The 22,836-nt window shown below is 69.0% G+C and carries 21 protein-coding genes; 18 read left to right on the forward strand and 3 right to left on the reverse strand.

What is annotated here, in order from left to right; genetic code table 11:
* Window positions 1-128 precede the first annotated feature (128 nt).
* Complete coding sequence (locus tag OHA11_RS38490) at window positions 129-704, forward strand: hypothetical protein (protein WP_266504343.1); 576 nt, start codon at window positions 129-131, stop codon at window positions 702-704.
* A 55-nt stretch (window positions 705-759) separates the two neighbouring features.
* Here the strand turns inward: OHA11_RS38490 and OHA11_RS38495 are convergent, their stop codons facing one another.
* The gene (locus OHA11_RS38495; RefSeq protein ID WP_266504345.1) at window positions 760-1,065 is read right to left on the reverse strand and encodes a ferredoxin; all 306 of its coding nucleotides are present in this window, start codon (window positions 1,063-1,065) and stop codon (window positions 760-762) included.
* A gap of 253 nt (window positions 1,066-1,318) precedes the next feature.
* On the opposite strand from OHA11_RS38495, the gene arc reads away from it, so the two are divergent.
* From arc to prcA, 6 genes are all read left to right on the forward strand, one after another.
* Window positions 1,319-3,085 carry a proteasome ATPase gene (gene arc, locus OHA11_RS38500; protein ID WP_266504346.1) on the forward strand — a complete coding sequence of 589 codons (1,767 nt, stop codon included), beginning with the start codon at window positions 1,319-1,321 and terminating at the stop codon, window positions 3,083-3,085.
* Window positions 3,086-3,318: 233 nt separating this feature from the next.
* On the forward strand, window positions 3,319-4,830 hold the full coding sequence (gene dop / locus OHA11_RS38505; protein ID WP_353962962.1) for a depupylase/deamidase Dop: 1,512 nt from the start codon (window positions 3,319-3,321) through the stop codon (window positions 4,828-4,830).
* A 155-nt stretch (window positions 4,831-4,985) separates the two neighbouring features.
* On the forward strand, window positions 4,986-5,201 hold the full coding sequence (locus tag OHA11_RS38510) for a ubiquitin-like protein Pup (RefSeq protein ID WP_030932625.1): 216 nt from the start codon (window positions 4,986-4,988) through the stop codon (window positions 5,199-5,201).
* 51 nt (window positions 5,202-5,252) lie between these two features.
* Window positions 5,253-5,828, forward strand: coding sequence for an endonuclease VII domain-containing protein (locus tag OHA11_RS38515; RefSeq protein ID WP_266504352.1), 576 nt, complete (start codon window positions 5,253-5,255; stop codon window positions 5,826-5,828).
* On the forward strand, window positions 5,780-6,625 hold the full coding sequence (gene prcB / locus OHA11_RS38520; RefSeq protein WP_266504354.1) for a proteasome subunit beta: 846 nt from the start codon (window positions 5,780-5,782) through the stop codon (window positions 6,623-6,625). The genes OHA11_RS38515 and prcB overlap by 49 nt, the downstream gene beginning before the upstream one ends.
* Before the next feature lie 57 nt (window positions 6,626-6,682).
* Window positions 6,683-7,429 (forward strand): proteasome subunit alpha, encoded by a 747-nt coding sequence (gene prcA, locus OHA11_RS38525; RefSeq protein WP_266504355.1) that lies wholly within the window; start codon window positions 6,683-6,685, stop codon window positions 7,427-7,429.
* 292 nt (window positions 7,430-7,721) lie between these two features.
* On the opposite strand, the gene OHA11_RS38530 is transcribed toward prcA, so the two are convergent.
* Window positions 7,722-8,738 (reverse strand): LacI family DNA-binding transcriptional regulator, encoded by a 1,017-nt coding sequence (locus OHA11_RS38530; protein ID WP_266504356.1) that lies wholly within the window; start codon window positions 8,736-8,738, stop codon window positions 7,722-7,724.
* Between the two features lie 138 nt (window positions 8,739-8,876).
* On the opposite strand from OHA11_RS38530, the gene OHA11_RS38535 reads away from it, so the two are divergent.
* The 11 genes from OHA11_RS38535 (at window position 8,877) to OHA11_RS38585 (ending at window position 20,547) form a co-directional block, all read left to right on the forward strand.
* Window positions 8,877-10,136: an MFS transporter gene (locus tag OHA11_RS38535; RefSeq protein WP_266504358.1), complete on the forward strand. Its 1,260-nt coding sequence runs from the start codon at window positions 8,877-8,879 to the stop codon at window positions 10,134-10,136.
* 9 nt (window positions 10,137-10,145) lie between these two features.
* Complete coding sequence (pafA, locus tag OHA11_RS38540; RefSeq protein ID WP_266504360.1) at window positions 10,146-11,507, forward strand: Pup--protein ligase; 1,362 nt, start codon at window positions 10,146-10,148, stop codon at window positions 11,505-11,507.
* A 129-nt stretch (window positions 11,508-11,636) separates the two neighbouring features.
* On the forward strand, window positions 11,637-12,644 hold the full coding sequence (locus OHA11_RS38545) for an FKBP-type peptidyl-prolyl cis-trans isomerase (protein WP_266504362.1): 1,008 nt from the start codon (window positions 11,637-11,639) through the stop codon (window positions 12,642-12,644).
* A gap of 87 nt (window positions 12,645-12,731) precedes the next feature.
* Window positions 12,732-13,106: an FKBP-type peptidyl-prolyl cis-trans isomerase gene (locus OHA11_RS38550; RefSeq protein WP_266504365.1), complete on the forward strand. Its 375-nt coding sequence runs from the start codon at window positions 12,732-12,734 to the stop codon at window positions 13,104-13,106.
* A gap of 228 nt (window positions 13,107-13,334) precedes the next feature.
* A complete protein-coding gene (locus OHA11_RS38555) occupies window positions 13,335-14,288 on the forward strand; it encodes a YafY family protein (RefSeq protein ID WP_266504367.1) in 954 nt (317 codons plus the stop codon).
* A gap of 16 nt (window positions 14,289-14,304) precedes the next feature.
* Window positions 14,305-15,528 carry a YafY family protein gene (locus OHA11_RS38560; RefSeq protein ID WP_266504369.1) on the forward strand — a complete coding sequence of 408 codons (1,224 nt, stop codon included), beginning with the start codon at window positions 14,305-14,307 and terminating at the stop codon, window positions 15,526-15,528.
* A gap of 11 nt (window positions 15,529-15,539) precedes the next feature.
* Window positions 15,540-15,827: a hypothetical protein gene (locus tag OHA11_RS38565; protein WP_266504372.1), complete on the forward strand. Its 288-nt coding sequence runs from the start codon at window positions 15,540-15,542 to the stop codon at window positions 15,825-15,827.
* A gap of 9 nt (window positions 15,828-15,836) precedes the next feature.
* Window positions 15,837-16,031, forward strand: coding sequence for a hypothetical protein (locus OHA11_RS38570; RefSeq protein WP_266504374.1), 195 nt, complete (start codon window positions 15,837-15,839; stop codon window positions 16,029-16,031).
* A 237-nt stretch (window positions 16,032-16,268) separates the two neighbouring features.
* Window positions 16,269-16,559 (forward strand): Sec-independent protein translocase subunit TatA, encoded by a 291-nt coding sequence (gene tatA / locus OHA11_RS38575; protein ID WP_266504375.1) that lies wholly within the window; start codon window positions 16,269-16,271, stop codon window positions 16,557-16,559.
* 47 nt (window positions 16,560-16,606) lie between these two features.
* A complete protein-coding gene (tatC, locus tag OHA11_RS38580) occupies window positions 16,607-17,557 on the forward strand; it encodes a twin-arginine translocase subunit TatC (RefSeq protein ID WP_266504377.1) in 951 nt (316 codons plus the stop codon).
* A gap of 128 nt (window positions 17,558-17,685) precedes the next feature.
* Window positions 17,686-20,547 (forward strand): RNA helicase, encoded by a 2,862-nt coding sequence (locus OHA11_RS38585; RefSeq protein ID WP_266504379.1) that lies wholly within the window; start codon window positions 17,686-17,688, stop codon window positions 20,545-20,547.
* A gap of 571 nt (window positions 20,548-21,118) precedes the next feature.
* Here OHA11_RS38585 and atzF read toward each other — a convergent pair.
* Complete coding sequence (atzF, locus tag OHA11_RS38590; protein ID WP_266504381.1) at window positions 21,119-22,804, reverse strand: allophanate hydrolase; 1,686 nt, start codon at window positions 22,802-22,804, stop codon at window positions 21,119-21,121.
* Window positions 22,805-22,836 lie beyond the last annotated feature (32 nt).

The following is a 22,836-nucleotide window of genomic DNA, read 5'->3' on the forward strand; positions in this document are numbered from 1 at the left end:
GTTCACCAGAACCAGGGTCTCCACCGTCAGTTCACCAGAACCAGGGACCCCACCGTTCCCTCGCGATGTGACGTGTGGCACCATGCTGGCCACCCCACCGGCACAGCCCTCACAGGAGACACTTCCTAGTGCAGCAATCCGCCGTCCCGGAACTGGCACACACGCACACCCGCCCGATCCACTGGCTGGCCACGGCAACCGCCCTCGCCGGGGTGGTCGCGGTCTCCGGCTTCCTGCAACCCGACCGGGCCACCGCCGCCCAGCACGGCTCCGAGGGAAAGACGGCTCCGGCCGCCGTGGCGGCCCCCGACCCGGCCGGCGTCGACTTCCCGATCGAGTGCGGCCCCACCAAGGCCGTCGTCCAGAAACGTGCCTCCGGCGACCTCGACGGCGACGGCCGGCCCGAAACGGTCGCCGTGGTCCGCTGCGAGGCCGGCTCCGGCACCCCGCCCAGCGGTGTCTACGTCCTCACGCGGGCCGAGGACGACCCGAGGGCCCGAGTCGTCGCCACCCTGGTCGACCCGAAGGAACGTCTGAGCGTCACGGACTTCACCGTCCGCGACGCCACGATCACCGTGACCCTCCTCGGCTACTCGTCGCGCGACGTACCGAGTTGCTGCCCGGACGTGACCGACCGCGCCAAGTGGCAGTGGAAGAACGGCGCGTTCGTCCGCTCGACCCCGTCCGGGGCGCACAGCGTGTGAGAAGAAAGACAGACGTCGGAAATCGGACAGATTATTACGCGGGGTGGCCGCCAGGTCACTCCGCGTCGGGGCCGTAGACCTCGACGCTGTCCGAAACCCGACGCACATGGATGCAGTCGCCCGGACACTCCTTGGCGGAGTCGGCCACATCCCGCAGAAGCGTCAGGGGTACGGGCGTTGTGGCGCCCGGGGCCTGCAGAAGTTCGTCCCCGGAGCTCTTCACGTAGGCCAGGCCGTCGATGTCCAGCTCGAAGACCTCGGGGGCGTACTGGACGCAGATGCCGTCGCCCGTACAGAGATCCTGGTCGATCCAGACCTCAAGCGCCTCGCCGTCGACTCCGGCCTCCTGCTGCACGGTCATTTCTCCTGCCGTTTCCTGTGCCGAGTGGTCCGAAGGCTGGGGAATCAGGCCAGCTCTGACGGGTGTTGAACACTTCGACCCTACCTCCGTCGGCTTCCCAACCACGTTGTGTGGGTATTCCCCTGGCGTGAGGGAGAGCGCAAGGGTGAAGATCGGACACACCTCGACCGTCTTTGTGATCTAGGGGTTTCAATCGACACCCACCCAGGTAGGGTCTGGAAGCGTCCAGCTCCCCTTGGAGGAGGTGAGGACCGTGGCAGCCCACGACGACGACATGAACCGCGGCATCCGCCCGGGACGAGGGTCCGACGACCCGTCCGGGCAGATTGCCTACCTTGAGCAGGAGATCGCCGTCCTGCGACGCAAGCTCGCCGACTCTCCGCGACACACGAGGATTCTCGAAGAGCGGATCGTCGAGCTGCAGACAAACCTGGCCGGCGTGTCCGCGCAGAACGAGCGGCTCGCCAACACCCTCCGAGAGGCCCGCGACCAGATCGTGGCACTCAAGGAGGAGGTCGACCGGCTCGCACAGCCGCCGGCCGGCTTCGGTGTCTTTCTTACGGCGAACGAGGACGGCACGGCCGACATCTTCACCGGGGGCCGCAAGCTCCGGGTGAACGTCAGCCCCAGCGTCGAGCTCGAAGAGCTCCGGCGCGGCCAGGAACTGATGCTCAACGAAGCTCTCAACGTGGTCGAGGCCATGGAGTACGAGAGCGTCGGCGACATCGTCACCCTCAAGGAGATCCTGGAGGACGGCGAGCGCGCCCTCGTACAGGGGCACACCGACGAGGAGCGGGTGGTGCGGCTCGCCGAGCCGCTGCTGGACATCAACATCCGCCCCGGCGACGCCCTGCTGCTCGAACCCCGCTCGGGGTACGTCTACGAGGTCGTGCCCAAGAGCGAGGTCGAGGAACTCGTCCTCGAAGAGGTCCCGGACATCGGCTACGAGCAGATCGGCGGTCTGGGCGGCCAGATCGAGATGATCCGCGACGCGGTCGAGCTCCCGTACCTCTACCCGGACCTGTTCAAGGAGCACGAACTGCGGCCGCCCAAGGGTGTCCTGCTGTACGGGCCTCCCGGATGCGGCAAGACGCTCATCGCCAAGGCCGTCGCCAACTCGCTGGCCAAGAAGGTCGCCGAGGTGACCGGACAGGCCCAGGGCAAGAGCTTCTTCCTCAACATCAAGGGCCCCGAGCTCCTCAACAAGTACGTCGGTGAGACCGAGCGGCAGATCCGCCTCGTCTTCCAGCGGGCTCGTGAGAAGGCCAGCGAGGGCACCCCCGTCATCGTCTTCTTCGACGAGATGGAGTCCCTCTTCCGCACCCGTGGATCGGGCGTCAGCTCGGACGTGGAGAACACCATCGTCCCGCAGCTGCTCGCCGAGATCGACGGCGTGGAGGGCCTGCAGAACGTGGTGGTGATCGGCGCCTCGAACCGCGAGGACATGATCGACCCCGCGATCCTGCGCCCCGGCCGTCTCGACGTGAAGATCAAGATCGAGCGTCCAGACGCCGAGGCGGCGAAGGACATCTTCGGGAAGTACCTCACCGAGCGGCTCCCGCTGCACTCCGACGACGTCGGCGAGCACGGTGGCAGCAAGACCACCACGGTCCAGAGCATGATCCAGACCGCCGTCGAGCACATGTACACCGAGTCCGAGGAAAACCGCTTCCTCGAGGTCACGTACGCCAACGGCGACAAGGAAGTCCTGTACTTCAAGGACTTCAACTCCGGCGCCATGATCGAGAACATCGTCGGCCGCGCCAAGAAGATGGCGATCAAGGACTTCCTCGAGCACAACCAGAAGGGTCTGCGGGTCTCCCACCTGCTCCAGGCCTGCGTGGACGAGTTCAAGGAGAACGAGGACCTGCCGAACACCACTAACCCGGACGACTGGGCCCGTATCTCCGGAAAGAAGGGCGAACGGATCGTTTACATCCGGACGCTCATCACCGGAAAGCAGGGCGCAGACACCGGACGCTCCATCGACACGGTGGCGAACACCGGTCAGTACCTGTAAAAGACAGGGTGGCTGCGGGTGCCCTCACGGGGTACCCGCAGCCGACTGTTTTTCAGGGCACAGCTGGAGTGAGCAATGACGCAAATGATCTCCCCACCAGCGCAAAGGCGCTCTAGGCTCTTCGGTACCGCCGAGTCGCGCAGTGCGGGGACGGGCACCGCACACGCACCGGAGCGCCAGCGGTACTTGAGCGGCGTCCCCGACCGAGGACGCCGCCGGGCAAGGAGGGCCGCATGACCGTACGGCGAGTAATGGGCATCGAGACGGAGTACGGGATCTCCGTCCCCGGCCACCCCAACGCCAATGCCATGCTCACCTCGTCCCAGATCGTCAACGCCTACGCGGCGGCGATGCACCGGGCCCGGCGGGCCCGCTGGGACTTCGAGGAGGAGAACCCGCTGCGGGACGCGCGGGGCTTCGACCTCGCCCGCGAGGCCGCCGACTCCAGTCAGCTCACCGACGAGGACATCGGCCTCGCCAATGTCATCCTCACCAACGGGGCGCGACTGTACGTGGACCACGCACACCCGGAGTACAGCTCTCCGGAGGTGACCAATCCGATGGACGCCGTCCTGTGGGACAAGGCCGGCGAACGCATCATGGCGGAGGCCGCCGAGCGCGCGGCCCAGCTGCCCGGCGCCCAGCCGATCCACCTCTACAAGAACAACACGGACAACAAGGGCGCCTCGTACGGCACGCACGAGAACTACCTGATGAAGCGGGAGACCCCCTTCTCGGACATCGTGCGCCACCTCACGCCGTTCTTCGTCTCACGTCAGGTCGTCACCGGAGCGGGCCGCGTCGGTATCGGCCAGGACGGGCACGAGCACGGCTTCCAGCTCAGCCAGCGAGCCGACTACTTCGAGGTCGAGGTGGGCCTCGAAACCACGCTGAAGCGCCCGATCATCAACACGCGTGACGAGCCGCACGCGGACGCCGAGAAGTACCGCCGCCTGCACGTGATCATCGGCGACGCCAACCTCTCGGAGATCTCGACCTATCTCAAGCTCGGCACGACCGCCCTTGTCCTGTCGATGATCGAGGACGGCTTCATCGCCGTGGACCTCGCCGTGGACCAGCCCGTACGCACCCTGCACCAGGTCTCCCACGACCCGACCCTCAAGCGCCTGATCACGCTCCGCAGCGGCCGGACACTCACCGCGGTCCAGCTGCAGATGGAGTACTTCGAGCTGGCGCGCAAGTACGTCGAGGAGCGGTTCGGCGCGGACGCGGACGAGCAGACCAAGGACGTGCTCACCCGTTGGGAGGACGTCCTGGGGCGCCTGGAGAGCGATCCCATGAGCCTGGCGGGCGAACTGGACTGGGTGGCCAAGCGGGAGCTCATGGAGGGCTACCGGCGCCGTGACAGCCTCGACTGGGACGCCGCCAGGCTGCACCTGGTCGACCTCCAGTACGCCGACGTGCGTCCGGAGAAGGGCCTCTACAACCGTCTCGTGGCCCGTGGCAGGATGAAGCGCCTGCTGGACGAGACGGGCGTGGAGCGGGCCGAGACGAAGCCGCCGGAGGACACGCGCGCGTACTTCCGCGGGCGCTGCCTGGAGCAGTACGCGGACGACGTCGCGGCGGCCTCCTGGGACTCGGTGATCTTCGATCTGCCGGGCCGGGACTCGCTCCAGCGGGTCCCAACCCTCGAGCCGCTTCGCGGAACGCGTAATCACGTAAAGGAGCTCCTCGACCGCTGTCGTACGGCGGAAGACCTGGTCAGGGTGCTGTCGGGCAACTGAAACGGCCACCTGGCCGATCCCGCCCGGCAGGGTGGAAAAGGCGCCGTCCGGGAATCATCGAGGTGGCCCCCGGACGTTGTAGCAACTGCGGGGCCGATGTCGGACCCTGCTTGTAGGGTCTGATCAAGAACGTCGAACCGAGCGGGGTGAGGGTTATGGCGACCAAGGACACCGGCGGCGGACAGCAGAAGGCCACACGCAACACCGAGGAGGTCGAGGAGGCGCCCGAGGCGCAGGCATCCGAAGACCTCAAGGAGCGCCAGGAGAAGCTGAGCGACGACGTCGACTCGGTTCTGGATGAGATCGATGATGTCCTCGAGGAGAATGCGGAGGACTTCGTTCGAAGTTTCGTTCAGAAGGGTGGCGAGTAGCCTTCGAATCGAAGGCTGCGGGGGGTATTTGGGTTGGAGAGTGGAGGAAGTGTGAAGTGCTGCTCGCGGTGCAAGACATCCAAGCCGCGGGCAGCCTTCGCCAGCAATAAGGCGGCCCGTGACGGGCTGCAGGCCTATTGCCGAGAGTGCTGGGCTGCATACCACCAAGCTCGGCAGTTGGCCAAGGGCAAGAATGTGCGGCCCAAGGTGAGTGTGCTTCCGGGGCACAAGTTCTGCCGAAGCTGCGGAGAGAGCAAGCCGCATGGAGAGTGGCATCGCAACGCCACAGCCTCCGACGGCCTTTCGACCAGTTGCAAGGCGTGCAGAGCGGCCAAGGGGCGTGCAGGTCACCTCAAGCGCCAGTACGGCATCACCGAAGCCGAGCGTGACGAGATGGTCGCCTCCCAGATGGGCCTCTGCGTGATCTGCCTGAAAGCTCCGGCCGTTCATGTGGATCACTGCCACCTGACGGGTAGGGTCCGTGGCGTACTGTGCTTCAACTGCAATTCGGCCATCGGCAAGTTGGGAGATGATCCCGACGCAGTTCGTCGGGCTGCCGCCTACTTGGAAGGATCCTCGTGGAAGCCAACACTCGTAGCACCGGGCGTCTACCAGCTGCCTTCCTGACGCCTGGGTCGTCGTCCTTCATGGACTTCCTGTCCGAGCACCAGCCGGACATTCTGCCGGGCAACCGGCAGCTGCCGCCCATGAAGGGCGTCATCGAGGCGCCGCACGGGACCACGATCGTGGCTGTCACGTTCCCCGGTGGTGTCGTTCTCGCCGGTGACCGGCGAGCCACCATGGGCAACATGATCGCCCAGCGCGACATCGAGAAGGTCTTCCCGGCCGACGAGTACTCGGCGGTGGGCATCGCCGGTACGGCGGGTCTGGCCGTGGAGATGGTGAAGCTGTTCCAGCTGGAGCTGGAGCACTTCGAGAAGGTGGAGGGCGACACGCTCTCCCTGGAGGGCAAGGCGAACCGCCTGTCCACGATGATCCGGTCCAACCTCGCCATGGCCATGCAGGGCCTGGCCGTGGTCCCGCTCTTCGCGGGGTACGACGTGGACCGCGGGAAGGGCCGCATCTTCTCGTACGACGTGACGGGCGGCCGTTCCGAGGAGCACGGCTTCGCGGCCACGGGCTCCGGCTCGATCTTCGCCCGCGGCGCCATGAAGAAGCTGTACAGCAACGACCTGGACGAACAGCAGGCCACGACGCTCGTCGTGCAGGCGTTGTACGACGCGGCAGACGACGACTCGGCGACCGGTGGTCCCGATGTCGCCCGCCGGATCTACCCGATCGTCACCGTGATCACCGAAGACGGATTCCGCCGCCTCACCGACGACGAGTCCTCCGAGATCGCCCGCTCGATCCTGGAGCGGCGCCTGGAGCAGCCCGACGGCCCGCGGGCCGCGCTGCTCTGACAGCGGCCCTCTTGCCAAGGTGATCGAGTGACTTCCACAGAAAGGGACGGATAGCCGGTGTCGACGCCGTTCTATGTCTCACCCCAGCAGGCCATGGCCGACCGGGCGGAATACGCCCGCAAGGGCATCGCCCGTGGTCGCAGCCTCGTCGTGCTGCAGTTCGCCGACGGCATCGTGTTCGTCGGCGAGAACCCGTCCCGTGCGCTGCACAAGTTCAGCGAGATCTATGACCGGATCGGTTTCGCTGCCGCAGGCAAATACAACGAATACGAGAACCTCCGGATCGGCGGCGTCCGATACGCCGACCTCCGGGGCTACACCTACGACCGCGACGACGTGACCGCCCGCGGTCTCGCCAACGTCTACGCCCAGACGCTCGGCACGATCTTCTCGTCCGCGGCCGAGAAGCCGTACGAGGTGGAGCTCGTCGTCGCCGAGGTGGGGGAGACCCCCGAGGGCGACCAGATCTACCGCCTTCCGCACGACGGGTCGATCGTGGACGAGCACGGCTCGGTCGCCGTCGGCGGCAACGCCGAGCAGATCAGCACCTACCTCGACCAGCGGCACCAGGACGGGATGTCGCTCGCCGAGGCGCTCAAGCTGGCCGTTCAGGCGCTGTCGCGCGATACGAACGGCAGTGAGCGGGAGATTCCCGCGGAGCGGCTGGAGGTCGCTGTGCTGGACCGGACGCGGCCGCAGGCGCGGAAGTTCAAGCGGATTGTCGGCCGACAGCTCGGTCGGCTGTTGGAGGAGGGTGGGGCGTCCACCGCAGCGGAGGCGGAGGACCCGGAGGACGAGGAGTGACCTCCTCGACCTGGTAGAGCTTTGTGTGCCCCCGGCCTGTTGCAGGCCGGGGGCACACGGCGTTCTGGGGCTGCGGGGCGGTATGCCGAGTGCGGGTCGTGGGGGTTGAGCGCGCCGTTCCCCGCGCCCCTTGGTCGTGGGGCCCGGGCCGGGTGTGTCCTGTGCGGGTTGTCGGGGCTGGTCGCGGCCCGCGGCGGAGCCGCAAATGTCACAGCCCCGCGCGCCTGGAGAGCGTCCGCCGGTGGGCAGGATGCGGGTCGTTCTGGGCTGAGCGCGCCGTTCCCCGCGCCCCCTAGGGGGCGCCTGGTGGGGCCGTGGAGCCTCGGACTACCAGGTGTACTGGGATGTCGCCCTCGGTGGGGGCGCGGTTGTCCAGGACCGCCAGGAGGGCTTTCATGCCGCGTTCGCCGAAGAGGTCGGCGTCCAGGCGGACTGTCGTCAGTTCGGGGTCCAGGGCCGTGGCAAGGGCCAGGTCGTCGAGGCCGGTGACGGAGAGGTCGCCGGGGATGCGCAGGCCCAGGCGGCGGGCCGCCTTGTAGGCGCCTGCGGCCAGTTTGTCGTCGTCGCAGACCAGGGCCGTGGGGCGGGGGCCCGGGGCGGCCAGGGCGGCCTCGGCGGCGGCCAGGGCGCCCTCGATGGAGATCGGGGCGGGGGCCGTGCGGAGTTCTGTGCCGGGGACTGCCGACAGGCGCTCGGCGAGCTCGCGGGCGCGTACTTCGAAGGTCCAGGACGGGATGTCCGCCGCCAGGTGCAGGAAACGGCGGTGTCCCAGACCGAGCAGGTGCTCCGCGACCTGCCGTACGCCGTCGCGGATGTCGAGGTTGACGGTCGCCGCGCCGGTGCTGCCCGTCGGATCGCTGTCGAGCATCACCAGGGGCAGCTGGTCGCCCCGGATCGCCGTGAGGGCGTCGGCGGCCATGGAGGAGGCGATGACGCCGTCCAGGGCGGCCTGTGCGGAGGCGAACGGGTCCCGGGCCGGGCCGATGCCCTCGGGGGAGGGGTAGAGCACCACTCCGAAGCCGTGCTCGGCCGCAATCCGGGCCGCGCCGGTGTAGACGCCGGCGAAGAACTCGGTCGTCAGGGCGGGGACCACCAGCAGGACCGTACGCGTGGTGCCCAGTCGCAGGTTGCGGGCCGCCAGGTTCGGCCGGTAGCCGAGTTCCCGCGCGGCCTCCCGTACGCGCTCCGCCGTCGGCTCGGAGACCCGCCCGCGCCATTTGTCGCCGAGCACCAGCGAGACGGCCGCCTGGGACACTCCCGCGGCCTGGGCGACGTCACGGCTCGTGGGGCGGGGGCTGCCTGCTGCCACCGTCGACCTGTCTTTCTGCTGGACTCGCGGACAGCGCACATGGTACGTATGACCAGCGAAGTTATACGTAACACTTCGAGCGCTTCCGGCGGCGCGAGTGGGACGACTCGGGCATTCTGGAGCCGAAAGGGGCGGGCCATGGCCATCGGCTATCTGGAGATTCTGCGGGCGAAACACGCGGTGCGGCTGCTTGTCGGCACCCTGGTGGGCCGACTGCCGAACGCGACCTCCGCGATCGCCATCGTGCTGTTCATCCGTGCGGAGGGCGGCAGCTACAGCCTCGCCGGAGCGCTCGCCGGGGTCTACGGAGTGGCCAATGCCGTGGGGCAGCCGCTGCTCGGCCGCCTGGTGGACCTCTACGGGCAGCCGCGGGTGCAGCTGCCCAGCGCGCTCGTCTCCGCCCTCGCCATGACCGTGTTCGCCCTCACCGGCACCGGGACGCTCCCGCTCGCGTACGCCCTCATAGCCGTTGCCGGACTCTTCACGCCGCCCCTGGAGGGCGGTCTGCGGGCGCTGTGGCCCTCTGTCCTCCGTAAGGAGGACCAGGTGCACACGGCGTACGCGATGGACGCCGTGGCGCAGGAAGTCATGTTCACCGTCGGGCCGCTGCTCGTGACGCTGTGCGTGGCCCTGTGGTCCGCGGAGGCCGCGCTGATCATCCTGAACGTCATCGGCGTGCTGGGGGCTCTCTCCGTGGTCGTCTCGCGGCCCTCGCGCGCGTGGCGTTCGGCGCCGCGCGAGGCGCACTGGCTCGGCGCGCTGCGCTCGCCCGGACTCATCGCCCTGCTCGGCGCGTTCCTTTTCGTCGGTCTGGCGCTCGGCGCCATCACGGTCGCGAGCGTGTCGTACGCGGACGACCACGGCGGCGACTCGACGTACGGCTGGCTGATGGCGGCCATCGGGCTCGGCGCGCTCGTCGGCGGCACGGTCTACGGGGCACGGCAGTGGGGCGGCGCGCCGGAGCGGCGGCTGCGCGTGCTCGTCGCCCTCCTCGCGGTCTGCTATCTGCCGCTGATGCTCATGCCGGACGCGGTCGCCATGACGGCGCTGATGGCCCTCGCCGGGGTCTTCCTCGCACCCTGTATCGCCTGCGCGTTCATCCTCGTCGACCGGCACGCGCCGAGGGGCACGGTCACCGAGGCTTTCTCCTGGCTTGTGACGACGTTCACCGTGGGAGCGTCCGTCGGGACGGGCCTCGCGGGACCGGTCGTCGAGTGGGGCGGAGCCGTCCGGGGCTTCGCCGTATCGGGTGTCGCGGGGGGTGTCGCCCTGCTGGTTCTGCTGGCCACGGGGCGGGTCCTCGCAGCTACGGGCGGCGGCACGGTGGTTGAGGGTGGTTCGGAAAATGATCGAAACGGTGCCCCCGAACCCCGTTTCAGCACAGGCCATCAGGCGTAATGTTCAGTCATGGACCGCCGCATTTTCGGGCTGGAGAACGAGTACGGCGTCACGTGTACGTTCAGGGGACAGCGTCGCCTGTCTCCCGACGAGGTGGCGCGGTACCTCTTCCGCCGTGTCGTGTCATGGGGCCGCAGCAGCAATGTCTTTCTGCGAAACGGCGCCCGCCTCTATCTCGACGTGGGATCACATCCGGAATACGCGACACCGGAATGTGACAACGTGACGGAACTGGTCACCCACGACAAGGCCGGCGAGCGCATTCTGGAAGGACTCCTGGTAGATGCCGAACGACGCCTGCACGAGGAAGGAATCGCGGGCGACGTCTACCTCTTCAAGAACAACACCGACTCGGCGGGCAACTCCTACGGCTGCCACGAGAACTATCTGGTGGCCCGTCACGGGGAGTTCTCCCGACTCGCGGACATCCTCATTCCCTTCCTCGTCACGAGGCAGCTTCTCTGCGGTGCCGGCAAGGTGCTGCAGACCCCGCGCGGTGCTGTGTACTGCGTGAGCCAGCGGGCCGAGCACATCTGGGAGGGCGTCTCCTCGGCGACGACCCGCTCCCGGCCGATCATCAACACCCGCGACGAACCGCACGCGGACGCGGAGCGCTACCGCCGGCTGCACGTCATCGTCGGCGACTCGAACATGTCCGAGACGACCATGCTCCTCAAGGTCGGCGCCACCGACCTGGTGCTGCGCATGATCGAGGCGGGCACGGTGATGCGCGACCTGACCCTGGAGAACCCGATCCGGGCCATCCGCGAGGTCAGCCACGACATCACGGGCCGCCGCAAGGTGCGCCTGGCCAGCGGCCGCGAGGCCTCGGCTCTTGACGTACAGCGCGAGTACTACGAGAAGGCCGTGGACTTCGTCGAGCGCCGCGGTATCCGTACCGGCGTCGTCGACCAGGTTCTGGAGCTGTGGGGCCGCACGCTCGACTCGATCGAGGCCGAGGACCTCGACCGGATCGGTACCGAAATCGACTGGGTGATGAAGTACAAGCTCATCGAGCGGTACCGCGCCAAGCACAACATGACCATGTCGAACCCGCGTGTCGCCCAGATAGACCTCGCCTACCACGACATCCACCGTCGCCGGGGTCTCTACTACCTGCTGGAGAAGCGGGGCCAAGCCGCCCGGATCTGCAACGACTTGAAGATCTTCGAGGGCAAGTCCGTACCGCCGCAGACCACTCGGGCCCGGCTGCGCGGCGACTTCATCCGGCGCGCTCAGGAACAGCGCCGCGACTTCACCGTCGACTGGGTCCACCTGAAGCTCAACGACCAGGCACAGCGCACAGTGTTGTGCAAGGACCCGTTCCGTTCCGTCGACGACCGGGTGGAGAAGCTCATCGCCGGAATGTGAGCCAGGACGCGTCCGGAGAGATTCCGGAACGCAACGCGGGGCGCCGTACGTTTTCCGTACGGCGCCCTCTCACGTCGTAGAGTTGCGCGCACGCCATCAACCAAGATCGACCGATACGAGGCCCCCACCGTGCGCCGACGCTCACTTCTTCTTGCCGTCCCCGCTGGACTGGTCACTCTCGCCGGATGCGGTGACGACGACAAGTCGGACGAGGCACAGTCCAGCGACAGCCCGTCCCCTTCGGCCTCGCCCTCGGGCTCGGCGCCCCCGCCGCCGAAGATCGTCGACGGACCGCTGCCGGCCATCACCGCCGGTGAGAAGTTCGGTGAGAAGCCCACCGTCGCCAAGGGCAGCGGTGACCCCTCGAAGGACCTCGCGGTCGAGACGGTCATCGTGGGCACCGGCCAGACGGTCGCGGAGAACGACTTCGTCCAGGCCCACTACCTGGGCCAGATCTGGTCCTCGGGGGAGGTCTTCGACAACTCCTACGACCGCAAGACGCCGCTCATCATCCAGCTCGCCCAGGGCCAGATCATCGACGGCTGGCGCTATGCCCTCGCGGGCAAGAAGACCGGCAGCCGTGTCGAGATGGCGGTCCCCCCGACCTGGGGCTACGGCACGTCGGGCAACTCGCAGGCGGGTATCAAGGGCACCGACACGCTGGTCTTCGTGGTCGACATCCAGAAGACGTTCAACGGCAAGAGCTCCGCGAAGGGCACGTCCGTCGCGCAGGACAACACCGACCTGCCGAAGGTCGGTACCAACACCGACGGCAAGGCCCCCTCCATCGACGTGCCGAAGAAGACCGCGCCGACGAAGCTCGTCGCGAACTACATCCTTGAGGGTGACGGGGACGTGGTCGGCAAGGACGACAGCCTCCTCGTGCAGTACAAGGGCGTGCTGTGGGCGGACGGCAAGGAGTTCGACTCCTCGTACAGCCGCGGACAGCTCACCTCGTTCCCGCTGGCGCAGGTCGTCAAGGGCTGGGCGCAGGGCCTGACCGGCAAGAAGGTCGGCAGCCGGGTCCTCATCGTCGTTCCGCCGGCGCTGGGCTACGGAGACAACCCGCCGCAGGGCAGCTCCATCAAGAAGGACTCGGTGCTGGTCTTCTCCGTCGACATCATCGCGAAGATGTAACCCCTTCGGGGATGTAAGACTGTCCGCGTTGCCTTGTCACACAGAGGCGTCGCAAACATGTGCCGCAAACAAGCAGGAGCCAGAAACGTGAGCATCGACAAGCCCGAGATCGACTTCCCGGGCGGCGAGCCCCCGGCGGACCTCGAGATCAAGGACATCTGGGAGGGCGACGGCCCGGTGGCCAAGGCGGGCGACACCGTCTCCGTCCACTACGTCGGCGTGGCCTTCTCCTCCGGCGAGGAGTTCGATGCCTCCTGGAACCGCGGTACGCCGCTCAAGTTCCAGCTGGGTGCCGGCCAGGTCATCGCCGGCTGGGACCAGGGCGTACAGGGCATGAAGGTCGGCGGCCGCCGTCAGCTGACCATCCCCTCGCACCTCGCCTACGGCGAGCGTGGCGCCGGTGGCGGCCGGATCGCGCCCGGCGAGACGCTGATCTTCGTCTGCGACCTGGTCGGGGTCTGAGTCTCCCCGGAGGGCGTCCGGGGGAGCCCGCGGTGACCGTGTGGGGGAGACCTGCGGTGACCGGCCGGAGCAGACCCACGGTCCGATCTTCGTATGCCGTGTGATCGTGGTTCGACCGGACCCGATCACTTGGGGCCCATGCCTGTGCGGGCATGGGCCCTCGGCTTTTGCCACGGGACCCCGGGGCGGTACGGTCATCGGTCGGAAGCACCATAGGGAAGGGCATCGATGGCCATTGCCAAGGCAGAGCGGCTGATGAACCTGGCGCTGTGTCTGCTCGGGACGCGGCGGCCGCTCAGCAAGCGCGAACTCCGCGAGTCCATCGAGGCCTATCTGGAAGCCAGTTCGGACGACTCCTTCAACCGGATGTTCGAGCGCGACAAGGATGATCTGCGCGAACTCGGCCTGGTCATCGAGACGGTGGAGAACCTCGACGGCGAAGTCGGCTATCTGGCCCGCCGCGACAGCAACCGGCTGCCTCCCATCACCCTCGACGCCGAGGAGGCCGCGGCCCTCGGCCTCGCCGCCAAGGTCTGGCAGCAGGCCCGCCTCGCGGGCGCGGCGAGCGGGGCCCTGCAGAAACTGCGCGCCGCGGGCCTCCCCGAGGACGTCGATCCGTACGAGGCGCATGGCGCACTGGAACCGCGGATCCCCGTGCACGAGGCCGCGTTCGAGCCTTTGATGCTCGCCTGCCGCGACCGGCGGCCCGTCGCCTTCGACTACCGCAAGGCGACCGCGGCCCGGCCCGAGCCCCGCCATGTCGAGCCCTGGGCCCTGGAGTGCTGGCGCGGCCACTGGTACCTGGCCGGCTGGGACCGCGACCGGGGCGCCGAGCGGGTCTTCCGGCTGTCCAGGATCACCGGCAAGGTCCGTACGCGCGCCGGGAAGTACACGGCCCAGGTGCCCGACGTCGTCACCGTGCGGGAGACCGTCGCGAGCTGGGCGGGAGACATCGCCGACCGCTCCGCGCTGATCCGGCTGCGGTCGGGCTCGGGCTACCCGCTGCGCGCCAAGGCCGCCTCCGTACGGGAACTCGGTGGCGGGTGGGACGAGTTGGAGATTCCGTACGGGCACGGTCTGGACGCCTGGCTCGTCGAGTTCGGGCCCGACGTGGTCGTCCTGGAACCGGCCGAGCTGCGGTCCGACGTCGTCGACCGGCTGCGCGCCGTGGCCAAGGGCTGAGGGGGAACGTAAGAAAGTGGCAGGAAAACCGGCCAGGCCGGGAAACGCGATCGACCAGACCCGGCGGATGCTCTCCCTCGTGACCTATCTGCGCGAGCGCCCCGGCGCGCGGATCGAGGACGTCGCGCGGGCCTTCGGGATCACCGAGGACGAGCTGATCTCCGACCTCGACGTGCTGCCGCTGTGCGGGACCAGTTTCCGCGGGGGCGATCTGCTCGACATCGACACCGACGGCGACCGCATCTGGTGGCACAACCCGGACGACGTCGCCGAGCCGCTGCGGATCGCCGCCGACGAGGCGACCGCGCTGCTGGTGGCCGCACGGGCCGTGTCGACGCTGCCCGGACTGCGTGAGGGCGACCGGCAGGCGCTGCTGCGCGCCACCGCGAAGGTGGAGGCCGCCTCGGGCGAGGCCGCGGGAGCCAGCGCCCGGCTGTCGGTCACCTTCGAATCCGAGGGCGGCGTCTTCGCCGATGTCGACCGGGCGATCTCCGAGCGGCGCAGGCTCTGGATCCGCTACTACTCGCCCTCGCGGGACGAGCTCACCGAGCGGGAGATCGACCCGATCCGCCTGGTCAGCGTCGGGCACACGTACGTGGAGGCGTGGTGCCGCCGCTCCGAGGCGCGGCGCACCTTCCGGCTGGACCGGGTCGCCGAGATCAAGATCCTCGACGAGCCGTCCGCGCCGCCCGAGGTCGAGCTGCGGGACCTCTCCGAAGGGCTGGTGCAGCCGGCCGCCGAGGATCCAGAGGTGGTCGTGGAGGTCAGCCCCGGCGGGCGCTGGGTCGCCGAGTACTACCCGCACGACAGCGCCGAGGAGCTCCCGGACGGCGGTCTGCGCATCACCCTGCGCGCCCCCGACCCGGCGTCGCTGCGCCGCCTCGCGCTGCGGCTCGGCCGGGACGGCCGGATCGTCTCGCCGCCGGAGGTCGCGGACAGCGCCCGGCAGGCGGCCCGTGAGGCACTCGCGGCGTACGACGGACCGCGGGGAGCCCACGACGGCGGGGACCGGCCGCAGGGCGCTCCCGGTGCGCCGTCTCGCGAAGGCGGCCCCGCCGCTCCGGCCGACGGCGGTGAGGGAGCACGGCTCCACGGTGGTGAGGGAGCGCTCGGCGGCGGTGACGGAGTACTCGGCCGTGGTGACGGAGTACTCGACCGCGGCGAGGGAGCGCAGCGCCCGGACGACGGGCCGCACGGAGTTCATGACGGGCTGTACGGCAGGCAGGAGCAAGGGCTTTGAGCGGGTCGGCGATGTCTGGTATCAGTGAAATGTCCGTAGCATCCGCATTTTCTGGGATGACGAGGGTCGACCCCGTGGTGTTCAAGGCCGCGTGCCCCGACTGCCGGGCCGGCTTCGAACTCTCCGCGAACGCCCTGCGCCTGGTCATCGGCGCCACACATCGGACCACTTTCTACTCCTTCACCTGCCCCGAGTGCGGTGCGGGGGTGCGCAAGCCGGCCGGGGAGCGCATCGTCGAACTCCTCACCGGCGGAGGGGTGCGGGCCCTGCGGCTGCACGCGACGGTTCAGGGGGCTTAGGGTCGAGCCATGTTCTGGCCGATGTTCGCGATCGCTGTGGGTTTCCTGGGAATCGCCGTCCTCGGCGTACTCGCCGTCCGCGTCTTCCTGGAGGCGGAACGGCTGGGCAGGCAGGTCACCGAGTCCGCACGCAGGATCAATCGCGCGGCCGAGGACCTGGAGCACGCCACCGCCGGTGCGGCCCGCGCCGCGGACGCCTTCTGAGCCCTCCTGTGCGCACGCTTTGAGTCACTCTCACCTGTCGACCTCGCAGATTCGGCAGGTACGCTGCTGGTCGTGGCCCGGAGAGCGAGGCGCGGGCCGCAAACTGGGAGTACGCACAGGGATTGCCCCGCGTTTACCCCTGAGCGTTACGATCGCTGCCAGCACGGCTCTCGGACAAACGTCCGACCGGCCGGGCAGCAACCCAACCACGCCGCCTCGGTGAGAAGGTAAAAGCTTATGTTCGGAAGGCTCGGCGCTCCCGAGATCATTCTCATCCTCGTCGTCATCATCCTGCTGTTCGGCGCGAAGAAGCTTCCGGACATGGCCCGCTCGCTGGGCAAGTCCGCCCGCATCCTCAAGAGCGAGGCCAAGGCGATGAAGACGGAGGGCAAGGACGACAGTGCCACTCCCGCCGCCCCGCCGCACGACGACCAGCAGTCCCCGGTCCAGCGCACCATCCAGGCCGCACCCGGCGACGTGACCAGCTCGCGCCCGGTCACCGAGCCGACGGACACCACCAAGCGCTGACGCAGGGCCGGTGACCTCCGGCCCCCTGCACGAGATGGGAACGTGGGTTGCTGAAGTCCGCCCGCAAGCAGGAGAAGGATCCCGATGGGCGGATGCCCCTCGTGGAACACCTTCGCGAGCTGCGCAACCGGTTGGCGAAAGCGCTGCTGGCGATCGTCGTCATCACCATCGGTGCTGCCTTCTTCTACAAGGACATCATCGAGTTCTTCACGAACCCGATCCTCGATGCGGTGGGGTGCGACTCCACCTTCTCCGAGTTGGCGCAGCAGAAGAGCGGGACCTGTGCCCGTATCGTGCTGAACGGTCTGCTGACGCCGTTCACACTCGCGTTGAAGGTCTCGCTGATGGCGGGTGTCATCTTCGCCTCGCCGGTCTGGCTGTACCAGCTCTGGGCCTTTGTGGCTCCTGGTCTGCACCGGCACGAGAGGAAGTACGCGTACGCGTTCGTCGCCACGGGCGTTCCGCTCTTCCTCGGCGGCGCCTTCTTCGCGTACAAGACGCTGCCGACGATGGCGAAAGTGCTCATGGAGTTCTCGCCGGCGGATCTGGACAACCAGCTGCCACTGGACGACCTCCTGGACCTGATCGTCCGTATGGTGCTGGTCTTCGGCCTCTCCTTCGAGCTGCCCCTGCTGCTGGTGATGCTCAATCTCACCGGAATTCTCACCGGCAGGCGAATGCTCGGCTGGTGGCGCGGCATGATCATGGGCATCACTGTCTTCGCGGCCGTGGCCACGCCCAGCACCGATCCGCTGACGATGTTGGCACTGGCCGGGCCCATCTGGGTCCTGTACTTCCTGGCGACGTTCTTCTCGCTGGCCAACGACGGGCGCAGAAAGCGGCGTGACGCCGCGGGACCGGACGACGACGAAGCCTCCGAGCTCGATCTCACGCCCGAGGACATCGGCGAGATCGAGTCCGTGTCGGCGAGCCGCTCGCTTCCGGCACAGGCCGACGCCGAGCGCGACCGGATCAACGGCTACGACGACGTGACGTGACCTTGACCTGACTGAGGTGCCGGACGACCGCCGAGGACGCCCTCACGCGCGCGTGAGGGCGTCGACGACGGCCCGGGCGGACGTTCGTGAGCTGGTCGGACACCGGATCCACAACCTCCGATCGGATATTGATCGTCCTGTTGTCAGTGGTGGCCGGTAGTCTCGAAAGCACGATGACAGAGGACCTCTCACCGGCCGAGCGGTACGCGGCAGCCCGTAAGCGTGCTGTCGAGCAGGCCACCGCGCTCGCGGACTTCCGCGAGATGTACGAATTCGGCCTCGACCCCTTCCAGATCGAGGCCTGCCAGGCTCTTGAGGCCGGCAAGGGTGTGCTCGTGGCCGCGCCCACCGGCTCGGGCAAGACGATCGTCGGCGAGTTCGCCGTCCACCTCGCCCTCCAGCAGGGCAAGAAGTGCTTCTACACCACACCCATCAAGGCACTGTCGAACCAGAAGTACGCGGACCTGTGCCGCCGCTACGGCGCGGACAAGGTCGGCCTGCTGACCGGCGACAACAGCGTCAACTCCGAGGCACCGGTGGTCGTGATGACCACCGAGGTCCTCCGGAACATGCTGTACGCGGGCTCGCAGACCCTCCTCGGCCTCGGGTACGTCGTCATGGACGAGGTCCACTACCTCTCGGACCGCTTCCGCGGCGCCGTCTGGGAGGAAGTGATCATCCACCTCCCCGAGTCGGTGACCCTGGTCTCCCTGTCGGCGACCGTGTCGAACGCGGAGGAGTTCGGCGACTGGCTCGACACCGTCCGCGGCGACACCCAGGTGATCGTCTCCGAGCACCGGCCCGTGCCGCTGTTCCAGCACGTGCTCGCCGGGCGCCGGATGTACGACCTCTTCGAGGAGGGCGAGGGCCACAAGAAGGCCGTCAACCCCGACCTCACGCGCCTGGCGCGCATGGAGGCCAGCCGCCCGTCGTACCAGGACCGCAAGCGGGGCCGCGCCATGCGCGAGGCCGACCGCGAGCGCGAGCGGCGGCAGAGATCCCGGGTGTGGACACCGGGCCGGCCCGAGGTCATCGAGCGGCTCGACGCCGAAGGGCTGCTGCCCGCCATCACGTTCATCTTCAGCCGCGCCGCCTGCGAGGCCGCCGTCCAGCAGTGCATGTACGCGGGGCTGCGGCTGAACGACGAGGAGGCCAGGGAGAAGGTCCGCTCCCTCGTCGAGGAGCGCACGGCCTCCATCCCGACCGAGGACCTCCACGTCCTCGGCTACTACGAGTGGCTGGAAGGCCTGGAGCGCGGCATCGCGGCCCACCACGCGGGCATGCTGCCGACGTTCAAGGAAGTCGTCGAGGAACTCTTCGTACGCGGCCTGGTGAAGGCCGTGTTCGCCACCGAGACCCTCGCACTCGGCATCAACATGCCCGCCCGCTCGGTGGTGTTGGAGAAGCTCGTCAAGTGGAACGGCGAGCAGCACGCCGACATCACCCCCGGCGAGTACACCCAGCTCACCGGCCGGGCCGGCCGCCGCGGCATCGATGTCGAGGGCCACGCCGTCGTGCTGTGGCAGCGCGGTATCAACCCCGACCACCTAGCGGGACTCGCCGGCACACGCACGTACCCGCTGCGTTCCAGCTTCAAGCCGTCGTACAACATGGCGGTGAACCTCGTCGAGCAGTTCGGGCGGCACCGCTCGCGCGAACTCCTTGAGACGTCCTTCGCGCAGTTCCAGGCCGACAAGTCGGTCGTCGGGATCTCCCGCCAGGTACAGCGCAACGAGGAGGGTCTGGAGGGCTACAAGGAGTCCATGACCTGCCACTTGGGGGACTTCGAGGAGTACGCGCGGCTGCGCCGCGACCTCAAGGACCGCGAGACCGAGCTGGCCAAGCAGGGCGCGACGCAGCGGCGCGCCGAAGCGGCCGTCTCCCTGGAGAAGCTCAAGCCGGGTGACGTCATCCACGTCCCGACCGGAAAGTTCGCCGGACTCGCCCTCGTCCTCGACCCGGGGCTGCCCGCCGGGCGGTCCAACGGACACCGGGGCTTCGAGCACCACGACGGGCCGCGCCCCCTCGTGCTCACCGCCGAGCGCCAGGTCAAGCGGCTCAACACGACCGACTTCCCGGTGCCCGTCGAGGCGCTGGAGCGGATGCGCATCCCGAAGTCGTTCAACGCGCGCTCGCCGCAGTCGCGCCGCGACCTCGCCTCGGCGCTGCGCACCAAGGCCGGGCACATCGTGCCCGAGCGGCATCGCAAGCGGCGTGCCGAGGCCGCCGACGACCGTGAGATCGCCCAGCTGCGCACGGCGATCCGGGCCCACCCCTGCCACGGATGCACCGACCGCGAGGACCACGCCCGCTGGGCCGAGCGCTACCACCGGCTGCGGCGGGACACCGCACAGCTGGAGAACCGCATCGAGGGCCGGACGAACACCATCGCCCGCACCTTCGACCGCATCGTCGCGCTCCTCACCGAGCTGGACTACCTGCGCGGCGACGAGGTCACCGAGCACGGCAAACGGCTCGCCCGGCTGTACGGCGAGATGGACCTGCTCTCCAGCGAATGTCTGCGCGAAGGGGTCTGGGAGGGCCTCGGACCGGCCGAACTGGCCGCGTGCGTCTCGGCGCTGGTGTACGAGTCCAGGGTCGGCGACGACGCGATGGCCCCGAAGCTGCCGTCGGGCAAGGCGAAGGCCGCGCTCGGTGAGATGGTCCGCATCTGGGGCCGGCTCGACGCCCTGGAGGAGGACTTCCGCATCACGCAGACCGAGGGCGTCGGCCAGCGCGAGCCCGACCTGGGCTTCGCCTGGGCGGCGTACGAATGGGCGTCAGGCAAGGGCCTCGACGAGGTGCTGCGCGAGGCGGAGATGCCCGCCGGTGACTTCGTGCGCTGGTGCAAGCAGGTCATCGACGTGCTGGGACAGATCTCCGCGGCGGCGCCGGTTTCGTCCGGGGTGAGTCCGACGGTGGCGAAGAACGCGCGCAAGGCGGTTGATCAACTGCTGCGGGGAGTGGTGGCGTACTCGTCGGTGGGGTGAGTCGGCAGGTCGGGCCTCGGCTGCGGCTGCGGCTGTGGGGAGGAGGCGGTTGTCGGCCGCCTCCGGTGCCGTCGGGGTGACGGCGGTGGCCTCGGCGGAGTGCAGCGGTGCCTCGGTGGGGCGGTGAGGGCGGCAGGCATGGCGGGGCGGGGACTTCGGGGACGGCCTCGGTAGGTATCTCTGTGAATGTGCCGGGCCTTGCCCGCCCGGCCGTCGGTCGCTGACCGCGGTGACGACGAAGTCGGTGAACTGGGTGAACTGGGTGAACTGGGTGAACTCGGCGATGTCTGCGAAGTCGGCGAATCCGGCGATGTTGGCGATGCCGGCGATTTCTGCGGTGTCATCGGCCCTGCCCTCCTGGACGGTCGCTCTCGCGAAAGACGATCGTCTGGTGAGGGGCTAAAGGGTCGGCTGGGTTGAGGGCAGGGGCCGTGTCATCGCGCGGGCTAGGGCGACAGCACAGGTCGTGGCACTCGTGTCGGCCGCGTTGAGGCGAGGCCGTGGCGTCGCGTCGGCCCGGCTGACAGCAGAGGTTGTGGCACTCGTCGGCCGGTTGCGTCAGGGAGGCGTGTCACTCGTCGGGGGAGTTCAGGTACGCGCGCCATCCTCCGTACGCCGTGATGTCCCGCGCGCCGTCCAGGGCGCCCGGCTCGCACAGGAATCCGGGTACGTCGTCGCCGTCGGCCAGCGCTACCCTGCCCAGCGCCATCGGCCGGGGCAGCGCGGCGAGCAGTCGGCCGAGCCCCTCGGCGGGCAGCCGCCACACCTCGACCTCGATCGCGGCTCCGCCCTCGCCCACGTGGACGAGACCCGGCTTGGCGGGTTCGGTCGGCAGGGCGTGCAGCCGGTAGACGGGGGCGGTCCTGGTCGTACGGTCCAACTGGGCTCCCAGTGAGAGGAGTTGGCCGTTCAGCGGCTGGCCCGACAGGTGGGCGCCGACCACGGCGATCCGGGCCGTCGGGGCCTCCAGCGTGCGGGCGATCACGGCGAGGCGTTCATCGGTGAACGCCGGGCCGATCAGCATCACGCCGAACGGCAGGCCCGCCACCTCGCCCGCCGGGACGGCCACGGCCGCCAGGTCGAAGAGGTTCGTGGAGTTGGTGAAGCGGCCGAGCCGGGCGTTGGCGCCGAGCGGGTCGGCGGCGACCTCGGCGAGCGTGGGGTGGCCGGGGGCCGTCGGGAGGAGCAGGGCGTCCGCGTCGCCGAGCTCCGCCAGCGCGCGGGTGCGCAGGGCCGCCAGGCGGTCCTGGTCGGCGAAGAGCTGGTGGGCCGGGACATCACGGGCGCGGGTGATGATGCCGGCGACCGTCGGGTCGAGGCCCGCGCCGCCCCCGGAGAGCAACTTGTCGACAAAGCCCCCTACGGCGGTGTAGCGCTCGGCCACGAAGGCGCTCTCGTAGAGCATCGCGGCGGCCTCGGTGAAGGGGGCGAGGTCAATGGCGCGCAACTCGGCTCCCGCGGCGCGGAGTTGGCCGACTGCCTCCTCGTACGCCGCCGCCCAGCCTTCGTCCAGCTCGCCGAGCTGCTCGCGGGGCGGGACGGCGATGCGCCAGGGACCCGGGGTGCGCGGGGAGAGGGGCGGGAGGTCGCGGGCGGGTGGGAAGGCCATGTGGGCCAGGGCCTGTTCCGCCTCCTGGAGGGTGCGGGCGAAGACCGTCACGCAGTCGAGGGTGGCGCAGGCCGGGACCACGCCGTCCGTGGGGACGAGGCCTCGGGTCGGCTTGAGGCCGACGATGCCGTTGAAGGCCGCGGGGACGCGGCCGCTGCCCGCGGTGTCCGTGCCGAGGGATAGGTCCACGATGCCGAGGGCTACCGCTACGGCGCTTCCCGAGCTGGAGCCGCCGCTGATTCTCTCGGGGTCGATGGCGTTGCGGACCGCGCCGTGCGGGGAGCGGGTGCCGACCAGGCCCGTCGCGAACTGGTCCAGGTTGGTGGTGCCGAGGGCGATCGCGCCTGCCGCGCGGAGGCGGGCGACGACCGGGGCGTCCGCCTCCGGCCGGTATGCGTAGGCGGGGCAGCCGGCGGTGGTGGGGAGGCCTGCCACGTCGATGTTGCCCTTCGCCGCGAAGAGCTTGCCCGCGAGGGGGAGGTGTTCGCCTGCGGCGAGGCGGGTGTCGATGGCTCGGGCCTCCTCCTCGACCTCGGCCTGGGGGCGCAGGTCGATCCAGACCTCGGGGCGGGCTGTGGCCTCGATACGGGCGTAGGCCGCGCGAACGCGGGCCACTGCGTGGGGCTGAGGCTGGGTCTGGGGCGACATCGCTGCTCCTTGCTGGGGTTTCGTAGTCGGCT

It is taken from the genome of Streptomyces sp. NBC_00878 (genome assembly GCF_026341515.1).
Taxonomy (GTDB): domain Bacteria; phylum Actinomycetota; class Actinomycetes; order Streptomycetales; family Streptomycetaceae; genus Streptomyces.

Coding starts and splice junctions, on each gene's coding strand:
- pafA (WP_266504360.1), top strand. CDS start 10,146: ATGGACCGCCGCATTTTCGGGCTGGAGAACGAGTACGGCGTCACGTGT.
- OHA11_RS38510 (WP_030932625.1), top strand. CDS start 4,986: ATGGCGACCAAGGACACCGGCGGCGGACAGCAGAAGGCCACACGCAAC.
- dop (WP_353962962.1), top strand. CDS start 3,319: ATGACCGTACGGCGAGTAATGGGCATCGAGACGGAGTACGGGATCTCC.
- OHA11_RS38565 (WP_266504372.1), top strand. CDS start 15,540: ATGTCTGGTATCAGTGAAATGTCCGTAGCATCCGCATTTTCTGGGATG.
- OHA11_RS38570 (WP_266504374.1), top strand. CDS start 15,837: ATGTTCTGGCCGATGTTCGCGATCGCTGTGGGTTTCCTGGGAATCGCC.
- OHA11_RS38495 (WP_266504345.1), bottom strand. CDS start 1,065: ATGACCGTGCAGCAGGAGGCCGGAGTCGACGGCGAGGCGCTTGAGGTC.
- OHA11_RS38555 (WP_266504367.1), top strand. CDS start 13,335: ATGGCCATTGCCAAGGCAGAGCGGCTGATGAACCTGGCGCTGTGTCTG.
- tatA (WP_266504375.1), top strand. CDS start 16,269: ATGTTCGGAAGGCTCGGCGCTCCCGAGATCATTCTCATCCTCGTCGTC.
- atzF (WP_266504381.1), bottom strand. CDS start 22,804: ATGTCGCCCCAGACCCAGCCTCAGCCCCACGCAGTGGCCCGCGTTCGC.
- OHA11_RS38535 (WP_266504358.1), top strand. CDS start 8,877: ATGGCCATCGGCTATCTGGAGATTCTGCGGGCGAAACACGCGGTGCGG.